Below are 25,196 nucleotides of genomic sequence, written 5' to 3'. Positions count from 1 at the left end.
CGGAGCCTTGGAGCCTCAGGGCTTCAGAGCGGGTTGAATCCGGCTTCGAGATCCTCGATCTGGCTCTGCGCGAGGCCGAGGAGGGGGAAGTCGGAAGGTGTGTGTCCACCGGCCGTGGGATCGGTGGTGTGGGCGGCGAGGCCGCCGAGCATGTCCAGCCAGAGTCGGCCGATGCGTTGTGCCGAGGCACCGTCGATGACCTGGCCCGCCCAGCTGAGCGAGATGGTCAGCTCGGGCCCGTCAGCAGTGTCCACGATGGCCGCGCCCGCTTCCAGGGCGTGCATGGACGGCATGTCCGGATCGGCCGAACCGCCGATCGCCGTGTCCGTGGCCATCTGCCAGGCCGCGACCGTACGGCTTTCGGACGGGTCACCGGCGGTGAACCGGCCCAGGTAGTTGAAGCCGATCTGCGGGCGCGGCAGGGCGGCGAGCACCGGGCCCGTCTCGGGGTTCAGGTGCCGCAGCAGCCCGTATCCGAGCCCGTCGCCCGGCACCGCACGCACCTGTTCCTTGACCGCCTTCAGGAGCGAGCCGGCCGCCGGACCGCCGTCCGTCACTTCGGTCAGGGCCACGTCGGCGACGGCGAGGCGCAGTGGGTGGGTGTTGGTGAACCAGCCCAGCGTGCGCGAGAGTTCAGCGCCTTCGACCGGTTCACGGCCGTGGCCCTCCACATCGAGCAGTACGTGATCCGGCGGTGCCTGATCGGGAGTCGTGTGCCCGCCCTCGCCTCGCCAGCGTGTGATGGAGCCCGCGAGCGTCGCCAGGAGCACCTCGTGCACCCCGCAGTGGAACAGCGCGGGGGTCTGGCCTGCCAGCGTGGCCGCCTCTTCCCGCGGGACCCGCCAGGACGCGCGGTGTGTGGTCGCGGCGGTGTCGAGCGCCGGGTCCAGCGGACGCCGGCCCAGGAGCGGTTCCGCGCCGCCGAGCAAATCGCTCCACGCGTCGAGTTCCGCCACCCGGTCCGGTGCCGCGGCCTGCGCGGACAGGAGTTCCGACCAGCGCCTGAACGATGTCCCCACGGGGTCGAGCACGGGTTCCTGTCCCGCCGCGGCGGCCTCGCAGGCGAGGGCCAGGTCGGGCACCAGGACCCGCCAGGACACTCCGTCCACGGCCAGGTGATGGACCATGAGGACCAGTCGGCCTACGCGCTCCGGGCCCGCGTCCACCCACACGACCTGGAGCATCGCGCCCCGCGCAGGGTCGAGGCGCTCGACGGCCTCCTTCGCCGCGCGTTCCGCGATCTCGTCGAGTGATTCGTCCGCCGTCTCCTCGGCGGCCACCCGGGTGACCAGGTCCGCGGGGTCCACGGATCCTTGTTCTCCGACGACGAGACGCGGCTCGGCGCCGCCGTCGTCCGCCGTGACCACGCGTGCGCGCAACATGTCGTGCGTGTCCAGGACGGCGGTCAGACCGGTCAGGAGCACGTCTTGTTCGAGGCCGGCCGGAGCACCGATGACGGCCCACTGCGCGAACCTCGGGCGGCGTGCGGGCTCGCCCAACTCGCGCATCACCGGGGTCCATGGCACCTCGCCGACGCCGATGTCCTCGACGGCGTCCTGCCCGGCGCCGTCGGCCGCCTCCGCCACCGTCGCGAGGCGCTCGGGGGTCTTTTCCTCGAAGATCTGCCGGGGTGTCACCACGAGTCCCGAGCGCCGGGCGCGGGAGGCCAGTTGCATCGAGGAGATCGAGTCGCCGCCCAGCACGAAGAAGCTGTCCGTCACGCCGACCCGTTCCAGGCCGAGCACCTCGGCGAACAGACCGCACAGCAGTGCCTCGGTCTCCGTGCGCGGCTCCCGTCCCGACACCTTCCCCGCGAAGTCGGGGGCGGGCAGCGCACGCCTGTCCACCTTCCCGTTCGCGGTGAGGGGCAGGCGGTCCAGCGGGACGAACGCCGACGGGACCATGAAGGCGGGAAGCCGCTCCACCGCGATGTCCCGGACAGAGGTGAGGAGTTGATCGGTGCGCCATGCCTCCGAAGGGTCGGCGACAACGTACGCGACCAGCTGGTGCTCACCGGCCCGCCGGTCGTCACGCGCCACGACCACCACTTGGGCGACCCCGGCGTGCGCGGCGATGGCCGCTTCGACCTCGCCGGGTTCGATCCGGTGGCCCCGCACCTTCACCTGCGCGTCCGCGCGGCCGGCGAAGACGAGTTCGCCGTCGTCCGTCCAGCGCCCCAGGTCCCCGGTCCGGTACATCCGCTCCCCGGGCGCGTAGGGGCACGCCACGAAGCGCTCGGCGGTCAGGCCGGGCCGCGCCCAGTATCCGCGGGCCACCCCCGCCCCCGCGACGTACAGCTCACCGGGCGTTCCCGGCGGGACCGGCTGGAGGAAGCGGTCCAGGACGAACACCTTCACGTTGGCCATCGGGCGGCCGATCGGCACCGCGTCCCGGCCTGTCTCCTCGCACGGTGACAGGGGCGCGCTCATGGCCGCGCACACCGTCAGCTCGGTGGGCCCGTACGCGTTCACCATCCGCCGCCCGCCGGACCACCGGTCCACGAGCGCCGGGGGGCACGTCTCCCCCGCCACCACCAGCGTCTCCAGTGCCGTGGGGAGTTCCTCCTCCGCGGCGAGGACGCTCGGGGGCACGGTGACATGGGTGGCGCCCAGGGCCCGGAGCGCCTGCCCGAGGGGCACCTGTGGCGGCAGCGCGTCCGCCCCGGCCACCACGAGCGATCCTCCCGAGAGCAACGCCATGCACAGTTCGGAGACCGCCGCGTCGAAGCTCAGCGAGGCGAACTGGAGCACCCGTGCGTCAGGACCCACCGCGAACCGCTCGATCTGGGCCCGCGCGAGATTGGCCAACCCCACATGCGGCACGACCACGCCCTTCGGGGTCCCCGTCGATCCCGAGGTGTAGATCACGTACGCCGCGTTGTCCGCGCCGAGCGGCCCGGCCTGCTCTTCGGGGCCGATGGATCCCGCCGCCTGCCCGGCGACGGCCTCGGCGGTGTCAGGATCATCGAGGACGATCAGAGGGCCCGCGAACCCCGTCGGCACCGCGGCCCGCGTCTGACGCGTGCACAGCACCACGGCCGGGTCCGCGTCGGCGAGCACGAACGCCACCCGCTCCGGCGGGTATCCCGGGTCCACCGGCACGAATACCCCGCCCGCCATGGAAACGGCGAGTACGCAGACCACCGTCGCCACCGATCCCGGCGCGAGGACGGCCACCCTGCGCTCCGGCCCCACACCGGCCGCGATCAGGCAGCGGGCCCAGCGTCCGGCCTCGTCCTCCAGTTCCGCGTACGACAGTGAGCGCTCGCCCGACTCCAGGGCGACGGCATCCGGCGATCGCTCCACCTGGCGCCGGAACAGCGCGGGCAGCGTCTCCGCGGCCACCGGCGCCTGCGTACGGTTCCACTCGCCCACGACGAGGTCGCGCCGGTCCCCGCCCAGTACGCCCACCCGTGCGACGGGCGCCGACGGGTCGGCGGCCATTCCTTCGAGCACGCAGCCGAGCGCCGCCACCATCTCCTCGGCCCAGGCGCGGTGGAACACGCCGGGCCGGTAGATGAACTCGCCGTGCAGGCGATCGCCCGGCACCGCGATCAACGTCAGCGGATAGTGGCCCGTGTCCTGCGGTGTGCCGCCGGGGCGGATCGACAGGGTGTCGGGTTCGAAGTCGCTAAGAGGCGGGCGCGGGTAGTTCTCGTACACGACGAGCGTGTCGAAGGCGGCGCCGGGACCCGCGGCCTTGCGGATCTCGGAGAGGCCGATGTGCTGGTGGGACATGAGCGCGACCTGTCGCTCCTGGAGACTGGTCAGCATCGCGGCCACCGACTGCTCCGCCGACAGTTCGACCCGTACGGGCAGCGTGTTGATGAAGAGGCCGACCATCGACTCCACGCGCGGCAGCTCGGCGGGGCGTCCCGCGGCCGTCGCGCCGAACACCACGTCCGTACGCCCGACGAGCCGGGCGAGCAGCAGCGCCCAGGCGCCCTGCACGACCGTGTTCACCGTCAGACCATGGCCGCGCGCCAAGTCGACGACGCCCCGGGTGAGTTCTTCGCTGAACTCGAAGGCAACGCGTTCCGGTACGGCGGGCGCCGCGGACGGGTCCTCCGGCACCGTGAGCGTCGCCTCCTCCGTACCCGCGAACTCCGTGCGCCAGGCGCTCCGTGCGGCTTCCCCGTCCTGGCGCTCCAGCCAGGACAGGTACTCCCGGTACGAGGTCGCGGCGGGCAGGGCGTGCCCGTCACCGCCCGCCGCGTAGATCGTGGACATCTCGGCGATCAGGACCGGCAGCGACCAGCCGTCCGTGACGATGTGGTGGTTGATGACCACCTGGGCATGACGGTTCTCGCCGAGCCGGATCAGCAGCAGGCGAAGCAGCGGGGCCGCGGTCACGTCCAGTCGGCGGGTGCGCTCGCCCTCGACGATCCGGTCCATCTCGGTGCGCGCCTCGGCTGCCGGGAGGCCCGACAAGTCGGCCTCGCGCCAGGGCAGTTCCACGTGCCGTGAGATGACCTGCACCGCCTGGCCGGATGTGCGCCGGTGGAAGCCGGCCCGCAGAATCGGGTGCCGGGCGAGGATCGCCTCCCACGAGGCCCGCAGCCGGTCCACGTCCAGTGGCCCGTCGAGGTCGAGTACGCGCAGCCCTTCGTAGAGGTCCGGTCCCTGCTCGTCGAAGCCCGCGTGGAACAGCAGCCCTTCCTGCAACGGCGAGAGCGGCCATATGTCCGCCAACTCCGGTACGGCGGATTCGAGTGCGTCGACCTCGTGCTGCGTGAGGTCGAGGAGGGAGAAGTCGGAGGGAGTGTGTCCGCCCGCCGTGGTGCCGGTAAGGGCGTCGGTGGCGGGGGCCGGGTCCGTGGTGTGCGCGGCCAGACCCGCGAGCAGGTCGAGCCAGATCCGGGCGAGGTGCTCCGCACCGGCCTCGTCCACCACTCCGGTGGGCCATGTCAGCGTGACGGTCAGTTTCGGCCCTTCAGGGGTGTCCCGCACCGCGGCGCCCGCTTCCAGGGCGTGCAGGGCCGGCATGTCCGGGTCGACGGAACCGCCGATCGCCTCACCGCCGGCGAGCTGCCAGGGAGCGACAGGTCCGGCCGCCGTCTCCGTCGCGAACCTGCCCAGGTAGTTGAAGCCGATCTGCGGGGTCGCCAGCGCCGCCAGGGCCGGTGCGGTGGTGGGGTTGAGATGGCGCAGGAGGCCGAAGCCGAGCCCGTCGGCGGGTATCGCCCGCGCCTGCTCCTTGACCGACTTCAGCAGCGCTCCGGCCGCGGGGCCACCGGCCCTTGCTTCGTCCAGGTCGATACCGGCCGCGTCAAGGCGAACCGGGTGTGTGGTGGTGAACCAGCCGACCGTGCGCGACAGTTCCGCGCCCGCGAGCGGGTCCCTGCCGTGCCCCTCCACGTCGAGGAGTACGGGACCGTCCTCGCCGCTCCTCCACCGCGTGATGGCGCCCGCGAGCGTCGACAGGAGCACCTCGTGCACCCCGCAGTGGAACAGCGCGGGGGTAGGGCCCGCCAGCGTGGCCGCGAGGTGCGTCGGCACGGTCCAGGAACGGCGGCGCATGGTGGCCGCGGTGTCCAGGGCCGGGTCCAGGTCCCGCTTGCCGAGCGGGGGTTCGGGTGCCCCGAGCAGCGCGGTCCAGTCCGCGAGCTCGGCGGTCCGGCTCTCGCTGGTGGACTGCTCGACCAGGACGTCCGACCAGTGTTTGAACGACGTCCCGACCGGGTCGAGCTCCGGCTCCCGACCGGCCGCCAACGCCTCGCACGCGGCCCGCAGATCCGGCACGAGGATGCGCCACGACAGCCCGTCGACCACCAAGTGATGGACGGCGATGGCCAGTCGGCCGGTCCGCTCCGGTCCCGCGTCCACCCAGACGGCCTGGAACAGCACACCCGCCGACGGATCGAGACGCCTGGTGGCCTCACGGGCCGACTCCTGCGCCAGGCCGTCCAGGGAGTCGTCCGGCGCGTCCGCCGCGTCGATGCGCGTGACCAGGTCCGCGGCATCGACGGAACCACGCTGCCCTACGGACAGCTTGAGGCCGTCCTCGCCGTCCCCGCCGTTCATGGCGTCCCCGCCGTCCCCGCCGTTCGTGGCGCGGGCCCGCAGCATGTCGTGCGTGTCGAGGACGGCAGCCACCCCACTCACCAGGACGTCACGGCCCAGGCCCGCCGGAGCGCCGACGATCGTCCACTGCGCGAACCTGCCCCGCAGACCCCGCTCGCCGAGCCCCCGCATCACTGGTGTCCAGGGCACGTTCCCGATGCCGGAAGCCGACGTGGCCGTCTCGGCACCCACATGCCCGGCCACAGCCGCGAGGCCCGCGGGCGTCTCGTGCTCGAAGACGTCCTGCACCTTGAGGATGAGGTTCGCGCGTCGGGCGCGGGCCACCAGTTGCATCGACATGATCGAGTCGCCGCCGAGCTCGAAGAAGCTGTCGTCGGGTCCGACCCGTTCCAGGCCAAGGAGTTCGGCGATCAGCGCGCACAGGATCGCTTCGGTCTCCGTACGCGGCGCGCGCTCGGTGACCTTGCCGGCGAAGTCGGGGGCGGGCAGGGCGTCGCGGTCCACCTTGCCGTTGCGGGTCACCGGGAGCGTGTCCAGGGTGAGTACCGCCGTGGGGACCATGTACTCGGGCAGGGTCTTGGCCGCGTGGGCGCGGATGGTTTCCGGGTCGGGCGACGTACCGTCCGGGACCACGTAGCCGACGAGGCGGCGTTCCGCCTGCCGGTCCTCGCGGGCGACGACGACCGCCTGAGCCACGGAGGGGTGGGCGGCCAGGACCGCCTCAACCTCACCCAGCTCAACTCGGTAGCCACGGATCTTGACCTGCGCGTCCGCGCGGCCGACGAAGAGGAGCTCGCCGTCCGCGGACCACCGCACCAGGTCGCCGGTGCGGTACATCCGCTCTCCCGGTACGTACGGGCAGGCCACGAACCGCTCGGCGGTCAGGCCCGCCCGACGCCAGTAGCCCTGCGCCAACCCGGCGCCCGCTACGTACAGTTCGCCGGTCACACCCGGTGCCACCGGCCGCAGGAACGCGTCCAGGACGAAGGTCCGCCGGCTGCTCATCGGACGCCCGATGGGCAGTACGGGACCCATCTCGTCGCCCGGCTCCAGCACATGCCAGGTCGCGCACAAGGTCACCTCGGTCGGCCCGTACATGTGCCGCACCGTGACGTCCGGGCAGGCCTCCCGCAGCCGGGCGACCGAGGCGCGCGGAACGACGTCTCCGCCCGTCAGCACCTCACGCAGCCCGCTGAAGCACTCGGGGGTCTCCTCGGTGAGCGCCCGGAACTGGCCGGCCGTGGCATGGACGGACGTCACCCCGCGCTTCACGTGCTCGCGCACCTGCTGGGCGTCCACCACACCCGGCCCGGCCATGACCACACGGCCACCGGCGGCCAGCGGAACCCACATCTCGTAGAGCGATACGTCAAAGGCATGCGGAGCGTGCATCAGCACGGCATCCCCCCGACCCACCGACCAGCCACGCTCCCCCACCAACGCCGCCACACTCCCATGCGGCACCGCCACCCCCTTGGGCACACCCGTCGAACCCGACGTATACATCACATACGCCACGTCCCCCGCCACCACGGGCACCATCTGCCGCCCGGTGTCCCGACCGGCCAGCGCTGCCCGCACCTGCGGGTCGTCGATGACCACGACGTGGGCGGCAGCCCCGTCCGGCACCACACCCCGGCTTCCCGATGTGCACACCACGGCCACCGGAGCCGCGTCCTCCACGACGAAGGCGACCCGCTCGACCGGCCATCCCACATCCACCGGCACATAGGCGGCGCCCGCCCGCCAGATCCCCAGGAGCAGCGTCGGCAGGTCCGGCGAACGCTCCATCACCACCGCGACACGCTCACCCCGCCGCACCCCCACGTCCGCCAAGTACTGGGCCCAGCGACCGGACTGATCCCACAACTCCCCGTAGAGCAGCGTCCGTTCCCCCTCGACCGCCACCATGTCCGGCGCCGATTCCACCCGCCCGGCGATCAGTTCAGGCACGGTTCCCTCGAAGGCCCGCTCCCCTGTGGCGTTCCACTCCTCCACGACCGACACGCGATCCGCGGCGTCCAGCGCGTCCACCCGTGCCACAAGCACCGAGGGGTCCGCCACCAGTTGTTCAAGGATCCGGATGACCTGACGGGCCGTCCGGAGAGAGCTCTCCCGATCGATCAGATCGGGCCTGTAGGTCACAAGGACACGGAGCCGCTCGGCGGGGACGACTCCGACCGCGAGCGGGTAGTGGGTTCCGGCCAGGGTGCTCAGCTGGCTGATCGTGATCTCGTCGCCGTCGGCCGTTCCGGGCAGGGTGGCCGAGTTCCGCGGGTAGTTCTCGAACATCAGCATGGTGTCGAAGGTCGCGCCGGGACCGGCGAGTTGCTGGATCTCCGACAGGCCCAGGTGCTGGTGGGCGATCAGCGCCGACTGGTGCTCCTGGACCTCGGCGAGCATCTTCAGGACCGGCTGGCCGGCGTCGAGCCGCACGCGTACGGGCAGGGTGTTGATGAAGAGGCCGATCATGGACTCGGCGTCGGGCAGCTCCGGGGGGCGCCCTGCCACGGTGCCGCCGAACACGACGTCCGTGCGCCCGGCGAGGCGCGCGAGAACCAGTGCCCAGGCGCCCTGCACGACGGTGTTCACCGTAAGACCATGGGTGCGGGCCAGCTCGGTCAGCGCACGGGTCTTCTCCGGGGAGAGCTCCGCCGAGCCGACCTCGGGCACGACCGGCGGCCGGCCGGGGTCCACGGGCGCCACCAGTGTCGGTTCGTCCGCGCCGGTCAGCTCCGTCTGCCAGGCGGTACGAGCGGCCTCCTTGTCCTGCTGCTCCAGCCACGCCAGGTAATCGCGATAGGAGGCGGTCGGCTTCAGGTGCGCCGCGTGATCACTCGACGCGTCGCCGCTCGCCGCGTACAGCGCGGACACCTCGTTGAGGATGACCGGCATCGACCAGCCGTCCACCAGGATGTGGTGGCTCGTGACGGCGAGACGGTGCCGGTTCTCGCCGAAGCGGATGAGCAGCAGGCGCAGCAGAGGCCCCCTCGTCAGATCGAAGCGCTCAGCCATCTCGTGCTCGGCCAGGCGCTCGGCCTCGGCGTGCGCGTCGGCGTCCGCCAGCCGCGACACATCGGCCTCGCGCCAGGGGAGTTCAACTCGCCGCGCGACGACCTGCACCGCCCGGCCCGACGCGGGCCGGTGGAAGCTCGCCCGCAGTGCCGCGTGCCGGGTGAGGAGGGCCTCCCAGGACGCACGCAACCTGTCCACGTCCAGCGGCCCGTCCAGTGCCATGAGCCGCTGGCTCTGATAGACGTCCGGCCCTTCCTCGTCGAACGTGGCGTGGAACAGCATCCCCTCCTGCAACGGCGACAGCGGCCATACGTCAGCCAACTCACCCGGCACAGACTCCAGTTCCGTGACGTTGTGCTGTGTGAGGTCCAGGAGAGGGAAGTCGGAGGGGGTGTGTCCGCCGGCGCCGGGGTCGGTGGCGTGGGCGGCCAGACCGCCGAGCACCTGTTCCCAGACGTGGCCGAGCTCTGCCGCCTCGGCGTCGTCGAGAAGCCCGGTGGGCCAGCTCAACGTGACGGTCAACTCCGGCCCGTCAGGCGTGTCCTGTACGGCGGCGCTCGCTTCCAGGGTGTGCAAGACCGGCGTTTCCGGGTCGATCGAGCCCCCGATGGCCTCGCTTCCGGACAGCTGCCAGGGAGCCGCCGCGCCGTTCGCCGTGTCCGTGGTGAAGCGGCCCAGGTAGTTGAAGCCGATCTGCGGGCGCGGCAGGGCGGCGAGCACCGGTGCCGTCTCGGGATTGAGATGACGCAGAAGACCGAACCCGAGCCCGTCACCCGGCACCGCCCGCGCCTGCTCCTTGACCGACTTCAACAACACCCCGGCCGCCGGACCACCCGCCACCACCTGACCCACATCGACGGCACCGACATCCAACCTGACAGGGTGCGAGCTGGTGAACCAGCCCACCGTGCGCGACAGATCCGCACCGCCGAGCGCCACCCGCCCATGCCCCTCCACATCCACCAGCACCGAGGCCGCGGACTGACCCCACCACCCGGCGACCGCACCGGCCAGGGACGCGAGAAGCACCTCATGCACACCGCAGTGAAAGACCGTCGGCGCCCTGCCCACCAGAGTCGCGGCGCGTTCCGCCGTCACTGTCCACGAACGGCGGTGCATGGTCGCCGCGGTGTCTCGACTCGGCACCAACTCACTTACGCCTATGGGGAGTTCGGCCGCGCCGAGCAGCTCCGACCATTGCGCCAGTTCGGCCGTCCGCCCCTCACCCCTCGCCTCTTCGACCAGTGCCCCGGCCCACTGCTTGAACGGTGTTCCCACCGGGTCCGGCTGTGGATCCCGACCTGCCGCCACCGACTCGCAGGCGGCTTTCAGGTCCGGCAGAAGAATCCGCCACGAAACGCCGTCCACCACCAAGTGATGCACCACGAAGGCCAGTCGACCGACGCGCCCCGGCCCCGCATCCACCCACACCACCTGGACCATCACGCCTGCGCCGGGATCAAGCCTCCCCACCGCCTCGCGTGCGGCCCCCGCCGCGACGTCGTCCAGCGAATCGGCCGACGCGTCCTGAGCATCGACACGGACGACCAGAGCCTCGGCAGCCACCGAACCCCTGGGCCCCACCGACAACTTGGGTTCGACTCCACCATCCGCCACGCGCGCCCGCAGCATGTCGTGGGTGTCGAGTACGGCACCCACACCGCCCACCAGCACATCCCGGCCGAGGCTTTCCGGAGCGCCGACGATCATCCACTGCGCGAACCCGCCGCGCAGACCGCGCTCGCCCAGCTCCCGCATCACCGGTGTCCAGGGCACATCGCCCACCCCCGCGTCCCGCGAGGATTCGACGCCGTGCCCCCGCTGCCCGGTCTGTCCGGCGACGAGCGCGAGCCGCTCCGGGGTCTTCTCGTCGAAGACCTGCCGAGGCGTGAGGACCAGGCCGGCGCGGCGTGCTCGGGCGACCAATTGCATCGACATGATCGAGTCGCCGCCGAGCTCGAAGAAGCTGTCCTCGACGCCCACCCGCTCAAGACCGAGCAGTTCGGTGAACAGGCCGCACAGGATCGACTCGGCCTGGGTGCGCGGCGCGCGCCCGGTCGCCCGTGCCGCGAAGTCGGGGGCGGGCAGGGCCCTGTGGTCGACCTTGCCGTTGCGGGTGACGGGGAGTTCGTCCAGGGGGAGCACCGCGGTCGGCACCATGTAGTCGGGCAGTGTCCTGGCCACGTGCGCGCGGACCAGGGCGGGGTCCACGCCTGCTGGACTCCTGGGTACGACGTAGCCGACCAGACGGCGCTCGCCCGGACCGTCCTCACGGGCGACCACCACCGCCTGCGCCACGTCGGGATGAGCGGCCAGCGCGGCCTCCACCTCTCCCAGCTCCACCCGGAAGCCGCGCACCTTGACCTGCGCGTCCGCGCGGCCGACGAAGAGCAGTTCGCCGGTGTCCGACCAGCGCACCAGGTCACCGGTGCGGTACATCCGCCCGCCCAGCACGAACGGGCAGGCCACAAAGCGTTCCGCCGTCAGTTCCGCCCGGCCCCAGTACCCCTGTGCCAGGCCGTCGCCCGCCACGTACAGCTCCCCGGTCACGCCCGACGGCACGGGCTGGAGGAACGCGTCCAGGACGAAGACACGCCGGTTTTCCAAGGGGCGCCCGATCGGCAGTACCGACCCCACCGCGTCACTCGGGCCCCAGACCCGCCAGGTCGCGCACAGGGTCACCTCGGTGGGCCCGTACAGATGCCGTACGACCACGTCGGGGCAGGCCTCGCGCACCCGTGCCACCGACGCGACCGGGACCACGTCCCCGCCCGTCAGGACCTCGCGCAGGCCGGCGAAGCAGTCCGGCGACTCCCCTGCCAGAACACGGAACGAACCGGCGGTCAGATGTACCGAGGTGACCCCGTGCGCCGCGTGCTCCCGCACCTGCTCGGCGTCCACCGCACCCGGTCCCGCGACCACCACACGGGCACCCGCGGCCAGCGGGACCCACACCTCGAAGAGCGATACGTCGAAGGCGTGCGGAGCGTGCATGAGGACCGCGTCGTCCGGGCCGACCGACCAGCCACGCTCCCCCACCAGCGCCACGACACTGCCGTGCGACACCGCCACGCCCTTCGGCACCCCCGTGGAACCCGACGTGTACATCACGTACGCCACGTCGTCCGCGCCCACGAGCACAGGGGAGTCGCCGGCAGCGGACGCGGCCAGTGCCTCCCGCACGCGCGGGTCATCGATCACGACCAGTTCGGCGGCGCCCTCCGGCACAGCGGCCCGGGTCTTCTCCGTGCACAGCACGACGGCCGGAGCCGAGTCCTCAAGGACGAAGCCCACGCGCTCCAGCGGAGAGCCCGCGTCGACCGGCACATGGGCGGCGCCCGCCCGCCACACCCCAAGGAGCAGCGGAAGGAGATCGGCCGACCGCTCCATCACGACCGCCACGCGGTCTCCGCGTCGCACCCCCGCATCCGCCAAGTAGCGAGCCCAGCGACCGGACTCCGTCCACAACTCCGCGTACGACAGTGTCCGTTCACCCTCGACCGCCACCGCGCCCGGAGACGACTCCACCCGTCCCGCTATCAGCTCCGGCACCAGGCCGCCCGGCAGCTCGCCCGACGTCCCGCCCCACCCCTCCACGACCAGGCCGCGCTCGGGCTCCGTGAGGACCCCGACCCGCCCCACGGGGACCGAGGGATCCGTCACCAGTTGATCGAGCACCCGCACCAGCCACGCGAACACCGACTCCGCGGTCTCCCGGTCGAAGAGGTCGGGCCGGTAGTCGAGCTTGCAGAGCATCCGTTCGCCGACGGGCGCCACCACCAGCGTGAACGGATAGTGCGCGGTCTCCTGACCAGCGGCGACGCGCACAGTGAAAGTGTCCTGCGACGGGGGCCGTGCGGGCGGGAGGGGATAGTTCTCATACACCACGAGCGTGTCGAAGACCGCGCCGCCCGATTCGGCGAGCCCTTGCACCTCGGGCAGGCCCAGATGCTGATGCGCCATCAGCGACGACTGGCGTTCCTGGAGTCCGGCCAGCATCCGCGCGACCGGCTGTTCGGCGTCGAGCCGGACGCGTACGGGCAGGGTGTTGATGAACAGGCCGACCATCGACTCGACGCCCTGCAGTTCCATGGGCCGTCCCGCCACGGTGGCACCGAACACCACGTCCGTGCGTCCGGCGAGCCGCGCGAGGACCAGCGCCCACGCGCCCTGCACCACCGTGTTGACGGTCAGACCATGGCCGCGGGCGAACCGGGTCAGGCCCTCCGTCAGTTCCTCGGGGATCTCGTTGACCAGACTCTCCGGGGGCATGGGCGACCGGCCCGAGTCCGCCGGTGCCACCAGCGTCGGCTCGTCCGTCCCCGCCAGTTCCGCCTGCCAGGCGGCCCGTGCCGCGTCCTTGTCCTGGCGGGACAGCCAGGACAGGTACTCCCGGTAGGACGTGACGGGCGGCAGCCCGGAGGTGTCGCCGCCCGCCGCATAGGTGGCCGAGAGTTCACCCAGGAGCACCGGCATGGACCATCCGTCCATCAGGACGTGGTGGCTCGTGACCACCAGGCGGTGCCGCTCCGCCCCGATCCGGATCAGCAGGAGCCGCAGCAGCGGCGCGGCAGCGAGGTCGAAGCGCTCGGCCCGCTCCCGGCCCGCGAGCCGGTCCGCCTCGGCCGACGCGTCCTCTTCCGCGAGCCCGGAGAGGTCGGCCGCACGCCACGGCAGCTCCACGTCCCGCGCGATGACCTGCACCGCCTCCCCCGTCTTGCGCCTGCGGAAGCCCGCCCGCAGTGCCGCGTGCCGGGCGAGGAGCGCCTGCCATGAGGCCCGCAGCCGGTCCGCGTCCAGAGGGCCGGTCAGTTCGAGCAGCCGCTGCCCTTGGTAGACGTCGGGACCCTCGCTGTCGAAGGCGGCGTGGAAGAGCAGCCCTTCCTGCAGTGGCGACAGCGGCCACACGTCCTCGACAAGGGATCGGGTCATCGCTTCTCTCCTCAGAGCGAGTTGCTTCGAGCGGGTTCAGGGCCTGGACCGGCCGGATGGCTGATGACGGCTGACGGCTACGGGATGCCGTCGGCGAAACCGGCTTCGAGCTCGTCGACCTCGTCCTGCGCGAGGTCGAGCAGCGGGAAGTCGGAGGACGTGTGTCCGCCCGCCGTGGGGTCGGCGGTGTGGGCGGCCAGACCGCCGAGCAGGTCGATCCAGAGCCGGCCGAGGCGTTCTGCCGCCGCCTCGGCCAACAGCGCGGCGGCCCAGCTCAGCGTGAGGGTCAGCCTGGGTCCGTCTGCCGTGTCGACGATCACCGCGCCCGCCTCGATGGTGTGGATCGCGGGCATGGACGGGTCGAGCGAGCCGCCGATCGTGACGTTCGCCGTGTCCGCCGTGAAGCGGCCCAGGTAGTTGAAGCCGATCTGCGGGCGCGGCAACGCCGCGAGCACCGGTGCGGTCTCGGGATTGAGATGACGCAGAAGACCGAACCCGAGCCCGTCACCCGGCACCGCCCGCGCCTGCTCCTTGACCGACTTCAACAACACCCCGGCCGCCGGACCACCCGCCACCACCTGACCCACATCGACGGCACCGACATCCAACCTGACAGGGTGCGAGCTGGTGAACCAGCCCACCGTCCGCGACAGATCCGCACCACCGAGCGCCACCCGCCCATGCCCCTCCACATCCACCAGCACCGAGGCCGCGGACTGACCCCGCCACCCGGCGACCGCACCGGCCAGGGACGCGAGAAGCACCTCATGCACACCACAGTGAAAGACCGTCGGCGTCCGGCTCGTCAACGTCTCGGCCTGCCGGGTCGGCACGGTCCACGACCGGCGGCGCACGGTCGCCGCGGTGTCGTGCTCGGGGTCCAGCTCACGCTCGCCCAGGAAGGGTTCCCGCTGCCCCAGCAGAGCGGACCACTCCAGGAGTTCGGCGACCCGCGCCTCCCCGGCGGCCTGCTCGACCAGCAGTCGCGACCAGTGCCTGAAGGTCGTACCCACCGGGTCGAGCCGCGGCTCACGACCGGCCGCCGCCGCTTCGCACGCGGACTTCAGGTCCGGGACCAGGATCCGCCACGAGACGCCGTCGACCGCCAGGTGGTGGGCCACGAAGACCAGTCGACCGACCCGCCCCGGACCGGCGTCCACCCAAACCACCTGAAGCATCACGCCCGCCGAGGGGTCAAGGCGCTCCACGGCCTCCTGTGCCGCCTCGTCCGCGATGTCGTCAAGGGTGCCGGCCACCGCATAGGTCGCGTTCACGCGGGTGACCAGAGCCCCGGCATCGACCGTCCCCTGCTCGCGGACGAGCAGCCGCGGCCCCGCCGCGCTCCCGGCCACCACCGAGCGGAGCACGTCATGGGTGTCGACAACGGCGCTCAACGCGGCGACCAGAACCTGTCGTTCAAGCCTGGAGGGCGCGCTGACGATCGTCCACTGGGCGAACTTCGGGCGGACGGCGGCCCGCTCGCCGAGCTCCCGCATCACGGGCGTCCAGGGCACCTCGCCCACACCCACGTCCGGCGGGGCCGACACCTCGTCGGCCAGGCGGCCGACGGCCGCGAGCCCGGCGGGGGTCTCGTGCTCGAAGACGTCCTGCGCCTTGAAGAGCAGGTTCGCGCGGCGGGCGCGCGCGGCCAGCTGCATCGACATGATCGAGTCGCCGCCCAGCTCGAAGAAGCTGTCCTCGACGCCCACCCGCTCAAGACCGAGCACCTCGGCGAAGAGACGGCACAGCGTCTCCTCGGCCTCGGTCCGGGGCTCACGGCCGACGACGCGTTCCGCGAAGTCGGGCGCGGGCAGAGCCGCGCGGTCGACCTTGCCGTTGCGGGTCACCGGCAGAGCGTCAAGGACGAGCACGACGCCGGGCACCATGTAGTCGGGCAGCGCCTGAGCGACGTCATCGCGTACGCGCTGCGGATCGAGCGCCTGACCGTCCGGGAGGACGTAGCCGACGAGGCGGCGCTCGCCCGGACCGTCCTCGCGGGCGACCACCACCGCCTGCGCCACGTCGGGATGAGCGGCCAGGGCCGCCTCCACCTCACCCAGCTCCACCCGGTAGCCCCGGATCTTGACCTGCGCGTCCGCGCGGCCGACGAAGAGCAGCTCGCCGTCCGCGGACCGGCGCACCAGGTCGCCGGTGCGGTACATCCGCTGCCCAGGCGCGTACGGGCAGGCCACGAACCGTTCAGCGGTCAGACCTCGGCCGTTCCAGTAGCCCTGCGCCAACCCGGCGCCCGCCACATACAACTCTCCGGCCACGCCCGGCGGAACGGCCTTGAGGAACGCGTCCAGGACGAACGTCCGGCGTTGCGGCAGCGGGCTCCCGATCGGCAGTGCGGGACCCATCTCGTCGCCCGGCTCCAGCACGTGCCAGGTCGCGCACAAGGTCGTCTCCGTCGGCCCGTACATGTGCCGGACGGAAACATCCGGGCACGCCTCGCGCACACGGGCGACCGAGGCGGCCGGAACCACGTCCCCGCCGGTCAGCACCTCCCGCAGTCCCACAAGGCATTCCGGGGACTCCTCCGCAAGCACCCGGAACGACCCGGCGGTCAGATGCACCGCCGTCACGCCACCCGCCACGTGCTCGCGCACCTGCTGGGCGTCCACCACACCCGGCCCGGCCATGACCACACGGCCACCGGCGGCCAGCGGAACCCACATCTCGTAGAGCGATACGTCAAAGGCATGCGGAGCATGCATCAGCACGGCATCCCCCCGACCCACCGACCAGCCCCGCTCCCCCACCAGCGCCGCCACACTCCCATGCGGCACCGCCACCCCCTTGGGCACACCCGTCGAACCCGACGTATACATCACATACGCCACGTCCCCCGCCACCACCGGCGCGGCGGACCCGCCGCCGTCAACAGCAGCCAGCGCCCCCACGACCCTCGGGTCATCCGCGATCAGCAGCCGCTCGGCAACGCCCTCCGGCACCACACCCCGGCTCGCCGCCGCGCACACCACCACCACCGGAGCCGCGTCCCGCAGCACGAAAGCCACCCGCTCCAGCGGCGAACCCACATCCACCGGCACATAGGCGGCGCCCGCCCGCCACACCCCGAGGAGCACGGCCACCAGCTCCGGCGACCGCTCCATCACCACCGCGACACGCTCACCCCGTGTCACGCCGAGTGAGGTCAGATGCGCCGCCCAGCGCCCCGCCCGATCCCACAACTCCCCGTACGTCTGGTTCCGTTCGCCCTGGACGGCCACCGCACCCGGTGTCGCCTCCACCTGCCTCGCGATCAACTGCGGCACCGACTCACCCGCCTCCGAAGCGGCCGTCTCCGCCCCGGACTCGGACAGCGCGCCTGCGACACCTACGCGCCCGACCGCCACCGCCGGATCCACCACCATGCGTTCCAGCACGCCCGTGAGCAGCCCGGCCAGTGCCTCGCCCACCCCCTCGTCGACCATGTCGGGCTGGTAGGTCACATCCACCCGGAGACGCTCGCCGGGGGCGACGCCGATCGACAGCGGATAGTGGGTGGCCTGGCGCGACTTGACCGTCGTCAAGGAGATCGTGTCGCGTGTGGGCGCGTCTTGGGGCGGCCGAGGGTAGTTCTCGTACACCAGGAGGCTGTCGAAACCGGCGCCGGGACCGGCCAGTTGCTGGATCTCCGAGAGGCCCAGGTGCTGGTGGGCAAGGAGCGCGGACTGACGTTCCTGAAGCTCCCGGAGCAGGTCGAGCAGCGGCTGCGATCCGTCGAGCCGTACCCGTACCGGCAGTGTGTTGATGAAGAGACCGATCATGGAATCGGCGCCGGGCAGCTCCGGGGGGCGTCCGGCCACCGTCGCGCCGAAGACCACGTCCCTGCGTCCGGCGAGACGGGCGAGCACCAGTGCCCAGGCGCCCTGCACCACGGTGTTCACCGTCAGGCCGTTGACGCGGGCCAGCGCGGCGAGCGCCACGGTCGTCGTCTCGGTGAGGGAGGCGGAGCGTTTCTTCGGAGGTGTGTCGCCGCGTGCCGGGTTCGCGGGGCCCACGACCAGCGTCGGTTCCTCGGCTCCGGCCAGCTCCGCCTTCCAGGCGGCTCGTGCGGCCTCCTTGTCCTGGCGGGAGAGCCAGGCCAGGTACTCCCGGTAGGAGGTCACCGGCGTGAGTCCCGAGGCGTCGCCGCCTGCCGCGTAGATCGCGGAGAGTTCGTTCAGCAGGATCGGGGCCGACCAGCCGTCCATGAGGATGTGATGGCTGGTCATCACCAGGCTGTGCCGGTGCTCGCCGGTGCGGATCAGGAGCAGACGCATCAGCGGCGCCGCCGCCGGATCGATCCTGTGTGCGCGTTCGCGTGCGGCCAGGCGTTCCGCCTCGGCCGTCGCCTCGGGCTCGGTGAGGTCCGCGACGTCGGCCTCGCTCCACGGCAGGACGACCTCGCGGGTGATGAGCTGCACGGCCTCGCCCGTCTTGCGCCGCTGGAAGCTCGCCCGCAGCGCCGCGTGCCGGGCGAGCAGCGCCTCCCAGGAGGCTCGGAAGCGGTTCGCGTCCAGGCGCCCTTCGACCGCCAGGATGTTCTGCACGGTGTAGACGTCGGGTCCCTGCCCGTTGAAGTCGGCGTGGAACAGGAGCCCTTCCTGCAAGGGCGACAGCGGCCAGACCTCCGCGAGCGCCGAACCCTTGGCCTGGGGCACCGGCCGGTGGGCGGCGGGTGTGTGACTTATGGCGGGAATGGGAGTCTTCACAGCGAACGCCCTCCTTCGAGCTCTGCTGCTATCGCTTCGAACTGCTCGACCTCGTCCTGTGCGAGCTCGATGAGGGGGAAGTCGGACGGGGTGTGGCCGCCCGCCGTCGGGTCCGTGGTGTGGGCGGCGAGGCCCGCGAGAAGATCCAGCCAGCGGCGGCCGACGCGTTCCGCCACCGCTTCGTCGACGACCTCGCTGTGCCAGCTCAGCGAGACGGTCAGCTCCGGCCCTTCGGCCGCGTCGCGGATGGTCGCACCGGCCTCAAGCGTGTGCGTGGCGGGCATGGCATCGGCGGTGGAGCTTCCTATCGCCTCTTCACCGGCCATCTGCCAGGGCTCCACGGCACCTGTTCCGGTGACGGCGGGGAAGCGGCCCATGTAGTTGAAGCCGATCTGCGGGCGCGGCAGGGCGGCGAGCACCGGGCCCGTCTCGGGGTTCAGGTGCCGCAGCAGCCCGTATCCGAGTCCGTCGCCCGGGACCGCCCGCGCCTGTTCCTTGACCGCCTTCAGGAGCGAGCCGGTGTCCGGGGCACCGGCTGCCGTCTCCGTGGTGTCGATGCCGGACCGACCGGTGCCGGGCAGACCGATGCCGGAAAGGTCCAGGCGGATGGGATGCACGCTGGTGAACCAACCGACGGTGCGCAGCAGATCCGCGTCGCCGACCGGCTTGCGTCCATGTCCCTCGACGTCGATGAGGACTGTTGCGTGCGTGCCTCGCCGCTCTTGGACGACCGCCCCGGCCAGCGTGGCGAGCAGCACCTCGTGCACACCGCAGTGGAAGAGCGCCGGTGTCGGTCCCGCGAGCGTGGCCGCCTGCCGGGCCTGCACCGTCCAGGACCGGTGGCGCATGCCTGCCGCCGTGTCCCGCGCCGGGTCGAGGGCCCGGTCGCCGAGGAGTGGTTCCGCCCGGCTGCCGAGGAGGGCGGTCCAGTCTTCGAGTTCCGCGACGCGATTCCTGCCGGTCGCCTCCTCCACCAGGAGCCGCGACCAGCGCCTGAAGGACGTTCCCACCGGGTCGAGCCCCGGCTCCTGCCCGGCGGCTGCCGCCTCGCAGGCGGCGCGCAGGTCCGGGGCCAGGATCCGCCACGAGACCCCGTCGACCACCAAGTGGTGTACCACCAGGGCGAGTCGGCCGACTCGCTCCGGACCCGCGTCGAGCCACACCACCTGGACCATCACTCCGGTGAAGGGGTCCAGCCGCAGGACCGCGTCCCGCGCGGCGCGGCCCGCGAGCGCGTCCAGATCGTCCGTCGGTACGTTCGCCGCGTCGACCCGGGTGATCAGGCGGGCGGCGTCCACGGATCCGCGCTCGCCCGCGACCAGGCGGGGCCCGGTGTCGCCGTCCGCCACGGCCCGCGCGCGCAGCATGTCGTGGGTGTCGAGCACGGCGCCCACACCCGCGGTGAGGACTTCGCCGCCGAGGCCCGCGGGAGTGCCCATCACCACCCACTGGGTGAAACCGCCGCCGAGGGCCTGCTCGCCCAGGGCCCGCATCACGGGCGTCCAGGCCACCTCGCCCTCGCCGACGTCGGGTCCCGACAGGTGCCCGGCGCCGAGCCTGACGACCCGTGCGAGGCCCTCCGGCGACCCGTGCTCGAAGACGTCCTGGGCGCTGAAGAAGGCGCCTGCCCTGCGGGCGCGGCTCACCAGCTGCATCGAGCTGATCGAGTCCCCGCCGAGCCGGAAGAAGTTGTCGTCGGCGCCGACCCGCTCAAGGCCGAGTACCTCTGCGAACAGGACACAGAGGATCTTCTCCGCCTCGCCCTCCGGCGCCCGGCCCACCGCGTGGTCGGCGAAGTCGGGAGCGGGCAGCGCGGGGACGTCGACCTTGCCGTTGGGGGTGACCGGCAGTGCGTCGAGACCGATCACGGCCGCGGGCACCATGTAGTCGGGCAGCGCCTTCACGGCGTACTCGCGTACCGACGGCCCGTCCACGGTCCGTGTGTCGGCCCGGGCGTCGGTCCCCACCACGTACCCGACCAGGCGGCGCTCCCCTTTCCTGTCCTGCTTGAGGATCACCACGGCCCGGTCGACGGCGGGATGCCCGGTGAGGGCCGCCTCGATCTCGCCCAGCTCCACCCGGAACCCGCGCACCTTCACCTGGGCATCGGCCCGACCGGCGTAGACGAGATCGCCGGCGCCGGTCCTGCGCACCAGGTCCCCGGTCCGGTACATCCGCTCGCCGTGCGCGAACGGGCTGGCCACGAAACGCCGCGCCGTCAGCCTCGTCCGCCGCAGGTAGCCGCGCGCCAGGCCCGCGCCCGCCACATACAGCTCGCCCACCGTGCCCGCGGGCACCGGATGCAGGAACGCGTCAAGGACATGGGCGGAGGTGTTGGCGACCGGGCGGCCGATCGACGGCTCGTCGTGCGTGTTGAGCGGGCGGCTCACCGTCGAGGCGACCGTCGCCTCGGTGACTCCGTACTCGCTGTAGATCTCGCGGTTCGCCGACCACTGACGGCGCAGTTCGTCGGAGACGGGTTCGCCGCCGATGACCAGGACGCGCAGCGCGGGCAGTTCCTCCGGCGGCAGCTGCGCCAGGAGGGTCGGTGTCATCGCGACGTGCGTCACCCGCTCCGCGCGCATCAGGTGGACCAGCTCCTCGCCGGTCGCGTGCCGTCGCGCGGGTGGCGCGAGGACCAGTCGGCCGCCCGCGCAGAGCACCGGCCAGATGTCCGACATGGAGACGTCGAAACTCGGCGAGACGAGTTGGAGCACCGCGCTGTCCGCGTCGATCCGGTAGCGCTCGACACGGTCGTCGACGAGGTTGCGCAGGCCTCGGTGGGGAACGACCGCGCCCTTGGGGGTGCCGGTCGAACCGGAGGTGTAGATGATGTACGCCGCGTTGGACGCGGTCAGCGGTGTGTGCCGCTCCGCGTCCCTCATCCGGCTATCCGGGTACTCGGCCACGGTCTGGGAGCTCAACGGGTCGTCCAATATCACCAGTTGGCCGGTGAACTCATCCGGTACCGCGTCCCGGCTCTCCCGCACGCAGATCAGGACCGATGGGGCCACGTCGTCGAGGAGCATGCGCAGCCGCGCCGGCGGAAGTCCCGGGTCCACGGGGACGTAGACGCCGCCCGCCGTCGAGACCGCGAGGAGGGCGGTCACCAGTTCCGTCGAGCGGTCCGCCATGACGGCCACCCGTGTCTCCGGCCTCACTCCCCTGTCTGTCAAGTACCGGGCGAGACTAGCTGCTTGGGCGGCCAGTTCGCCGTACGTCAGTACTCGCCGCCCGTCCACCACCGCCACCGCGGCGGGCGTGGCCGCCGCCTGTTCGGCGAAGAGGTCCGGTGCTGTCACGTCGGGCACGGGCAGTGCCGATGCGTCCCGTTCCCGCGCCGCGATCGCCCGGTCAGCGGCCGGAAGGACGTCGAGCCGTCCCACTGGCGCCGACGGGTCCGCCACCATCTGTTCAAGAACCCGGATCAGCGAGGAGATCACAGCCTGGGCCCGTTCGCGTCCCACCACGTCCGGGCGGTGCACGAGCAGCCCCCGCAGCCGGGCGTCGGGGACAACGATCAGCGCCATCGGGTAGTGCCCCCTGTCCTCGGGCTCCCCGACGGGGCGGATGGCCAGACCGGCTTCGGCGCCAGGATCGCCGGATGTCCGGGGAAGGTTCTCGAACACCACGAGGGTGTCGAACGCCGCGCCGGGCCCGGCCAGTTGACGGATCTCGCGGAGGCCAAGGTGCTGCCCGGCCATCAGCCCGACCTGCCGCTCCCGCAGGTCCGCGAGCATCCCGGCGACCGACTGATCCGCCGCCAGACTCACCCGCACGGGAACGGTGTTGATGAACAGGCCGACCGCCGACTCCACGCCCGGCAGATCGGCGGGCCTGCCCGCCACGGGAGTACCGAACACGACGTCCGCCCGCCCCACGAGCCGGGCGAGGATCTGAGCCCACGCTCCCTGTACGACGGTGTTGACGGTCACCCCTTGGGAGCGTGCCAACTCCACCACACCGCGCGTGAGTTCCTCGGCCAGTTCGAACGGCACCGGCTCCGGAACGACCTGCGCCCCGGTCAGCTCCCCGGGCACCACCAGCGTCGGCTCGTCCGCACCGGCGAACTCCGCGCGCCATGCCTCACGCGCCGCTTCCTTGTCCTGCCGGTCGAGCCAGGCCAGGTACGTCCGGTACGACGTCGTCGTGGGCAGCGTCCGGCCATCACCGCCCGCCGCGTACACCTGGGACAGTTCCGCGAAGACGACGTCGGTGGACCAGCCGTCCACCAGGGAATGGTGGACGGTGACGATCTGGCGATGGCGATCGGCACCGAGGCGTATCAGCAACAGCCGCAGCAGCGGCGGCGACCCGAGATCGAACCTCTCGGCCCGCTCGGCCTGGGCCAGGCGCGCCACCTCGGCGGACACCTCGCCCTCCGGCAGCCCCGAAAGGTCCGCCTCGCGCCAGGGCAACTCCGCCCCGGCCGTGACGACTTGCACCGTCCGTCCCGAGTCGCGCTGATGGAAGCTCGCGCGCAGCACGGCGTGTCGGGCGAGCAGCGTCCTCCACGACGTCCGCAGGCGGTCCGCGTCAAGGGGGCCGTCCAGTGCGAGCGTCCGCTGGCTCGCGTACACGTCGGGACCGTCGTCCCCGTCGTCCCCGTCGTCGTCGAAGGTGGCGTGGAAGAGGATCCCTTCCTGCAGCGGCGACAGCGGCCACACGTCCACCATGCCGGGCACCGCGGCCCGCAGCCGGTCGGCCTCGTCCTGCCGGAGGTCGGCCATGAGCGAACCGGCGAAGGCGTCGCGCACGGCGGGTTCCTGGTGTTCCCCGGATCGCGCGATCGCGGCCAGGGCCGCCGGTGTCGCGTGCTCGAAGACGTCCTCCGCCTTGAAGAACAGCTTCGCGCGGCGGGCGCGTGCGGCCAGTTGCATCGACATGATCGAGTCGCCGCCCAGCTCGAAGAAGCTGTCCTCGACGCCGACGCGTTCCAGACCGAGCAGCCCCGCCATCAGCGCACACAGGATCGCCTCGACCTCGGTGCGGGGCGCGCGTCCGGTGACCATCCCGGCGAAGTCGGGGGCGGGCAGGGCGTCGCGGTCGACCTTGCCGTTGCGGGTCACGGGGAGAGCTGTGAGGGGCAGTACCGCGGTGGGGACCATGTAGTCGGGCAGGGTCCTGGCGACGCCGTCGCGGACGAGTCGGGGGTCGAGACCGTCCGGCTCCTCGGGGACGACGTAACCGACCAGGCGGCGCTCGCCCTGTCGGTCCTCGCGGGCGACGACGACCGCCTGGGCCACGGCGGGGTGGGCGGCCAGAGCCGCCTCCACCTCTCCCAGTTCTACGCGGAAGCCCCGCACTTTGACCTGGTCGTCCGCGCGGCCGACGAAGAGGAGGTCACCGGCGTCGGTCTCGCGCACCAGGTCGCCGGTACGGTACATCCGCTCGCCCGGTACGTACGGGCAGGCCACGAAGCGTTCGGCGCTCTGTCCCGGCCGGTTCCAGTAACCCCGCGCCAGGCTCGATCCCGCCACGTACAGCTCCCCGACCGTGCCGGCGGGCAGCCGCCGGAGAGCCGTGTCCAGGACGAAGGTCCGCCTGTGGGACAGGGCGCGGCCGATCGGGAGTACGGCTCCCTGCTCGTCGCCCGGCCTCAGCACGTGCCAGGTGGCGCACAGGGTCGTCTCGGTCGGCCCGTACAGATGCCGGACCGTCACGTCCGGGCAGGCCTCGCGCACCCTGGCCACCGCACCGGGCGGTACCACGTCCCCGCCGGTGAGCACCTCCCGTAATCCGGTGAAGCAGTCCGGCGACTCCTCGGCGAGCACGCGGAACGACCCCGCGGTCACATGCACGGCGCTCACCCCGCCCCGCACCTGCTCGCGCACCCGCCGGCCGTCCACCACGCCCGGCTCGGCGATCACCACGCGGGCTCCCGCGGCGAGCGGCACCCACACCTCGAAGAGCGTGACGTCGAAGGCGTGCGGGGCGTGCATCAGGACCGCGTCGCCCTGGCCGACCGGCCAGCCGTCCTCGCCCACCAGTGCCGCCACGCTCGCGTGCGGCACCGCGACGCCCTTCGGCACCCCGGTCGAACCCGACGTGTACATCACGTACGCCACGTCCTGTCCGCCCACCGGTTCGTGGACGTCCGCGCCGTCACAGGCGGCCACCGCCGCCCGCACCCGCGGGTCGTCGACCACCTGCACGGCGGCGCCGCGCGGCACCACACCCTGGCTCCGCGCGGTGCACAGCACCACCGCCGGAGCCGAGTCCTCGATGACGAGGGCGACGCGCTCCGCCGGGGAGCCCGCGTCGACGGGGACGTAGGCGGCGCCCGCCCGCCATACGCCCAGGAGCAGCGCCACCAGGTCCGGCGACCGCTCCATCACCACCGCGACGCGCTCACCCCGGCCCACGCCGAGCGCGGCCAGGTATGCCGCCCACTGCCCGGACTCCGCCCACAACTCCCCGTACGACAGGGCCCGTTCGCCCTCGACCGCCACCGCACCGGGCGTTGACTCCACCCGTGCGGCGATCAGCTCCGCCACCACCGACGACTCCACTACTTCCCCCTTCA

3 protein-coding genes are annotated in these 25,196 nt (G+C 72.2%); all 3 read right to left on the bottom strand.

Going from position 1 to position 25,196, the window contains the following annotated elements; all coding sequences use genetic code 11:
* Nucleotides 1–23 precede the first annotated feature (23 nt).
* Nucleotides 24–13,970: an amino acid adenylation domain-containing protein gene (locus ACFVXC_RS34925; protein WP_389913911.1), complete on the bottom strand. Its 13,947-nt coding sequence runs from the start codon at nucleotides 13,968–13,970 to the stop codon at nucleotides 24–26.
* A gap of 77 nt (nucleotides 13,971–14,047) precedes the next feature.
* A complete protein-coding gene (locus tag ACFVXC_RS34920; RefSeq protein ID WP_389913908.1) occupies nucleotides 14,048–18,670 on the bottom strand; it encodes an amino acid adenylation domain-containing protein in 4,623 nt (1,540 codons plus the stop codon).
* Nucleotides 18,667–25,182, bottom strand: coding sequence for an amino acid adenylation domain-containing protein (locus tag ACFVXC_RS34915; RefSeq protein WP_389913905.1), 6,516 nt, complete (start codon nucleotides 25,180–25,182; stop codon nucleotides 18,667–18,669). Before ACFVXC_RS34915 ends, ACFVXC_RS34920 begins: the two co-directional genes overlap by 4 nt.
* Nucleotides 25,183–25,196: the final 14 nt, after the last annotated feature.

Origin of the sequence: Streptomyces sp. NPDC058257, assembly GCF_042881845.1 — a bacterium.
Taxonomy (GTDB): domain Bacteria; phylum Actinomycetota; class Actinomycetes; order Streptomycetales; family Streptomycetaceae; genus Streptomyces.
Note: the sequence above shows the minus strand (reverse complement) of the source record. Positions and strands in the feature narration are given on the sequence as shown.

Bases quoted from the DNA above. Each gene is read 5' to 3' on its own strand.
- ACFVXC_RS34925 (WP_389913911.1), bottom strand. From the start codon at position 13,970: ATGACCCGATCCCTTGTCGAGGACGTGTGGCCGCTGTCGCCACTGCAG.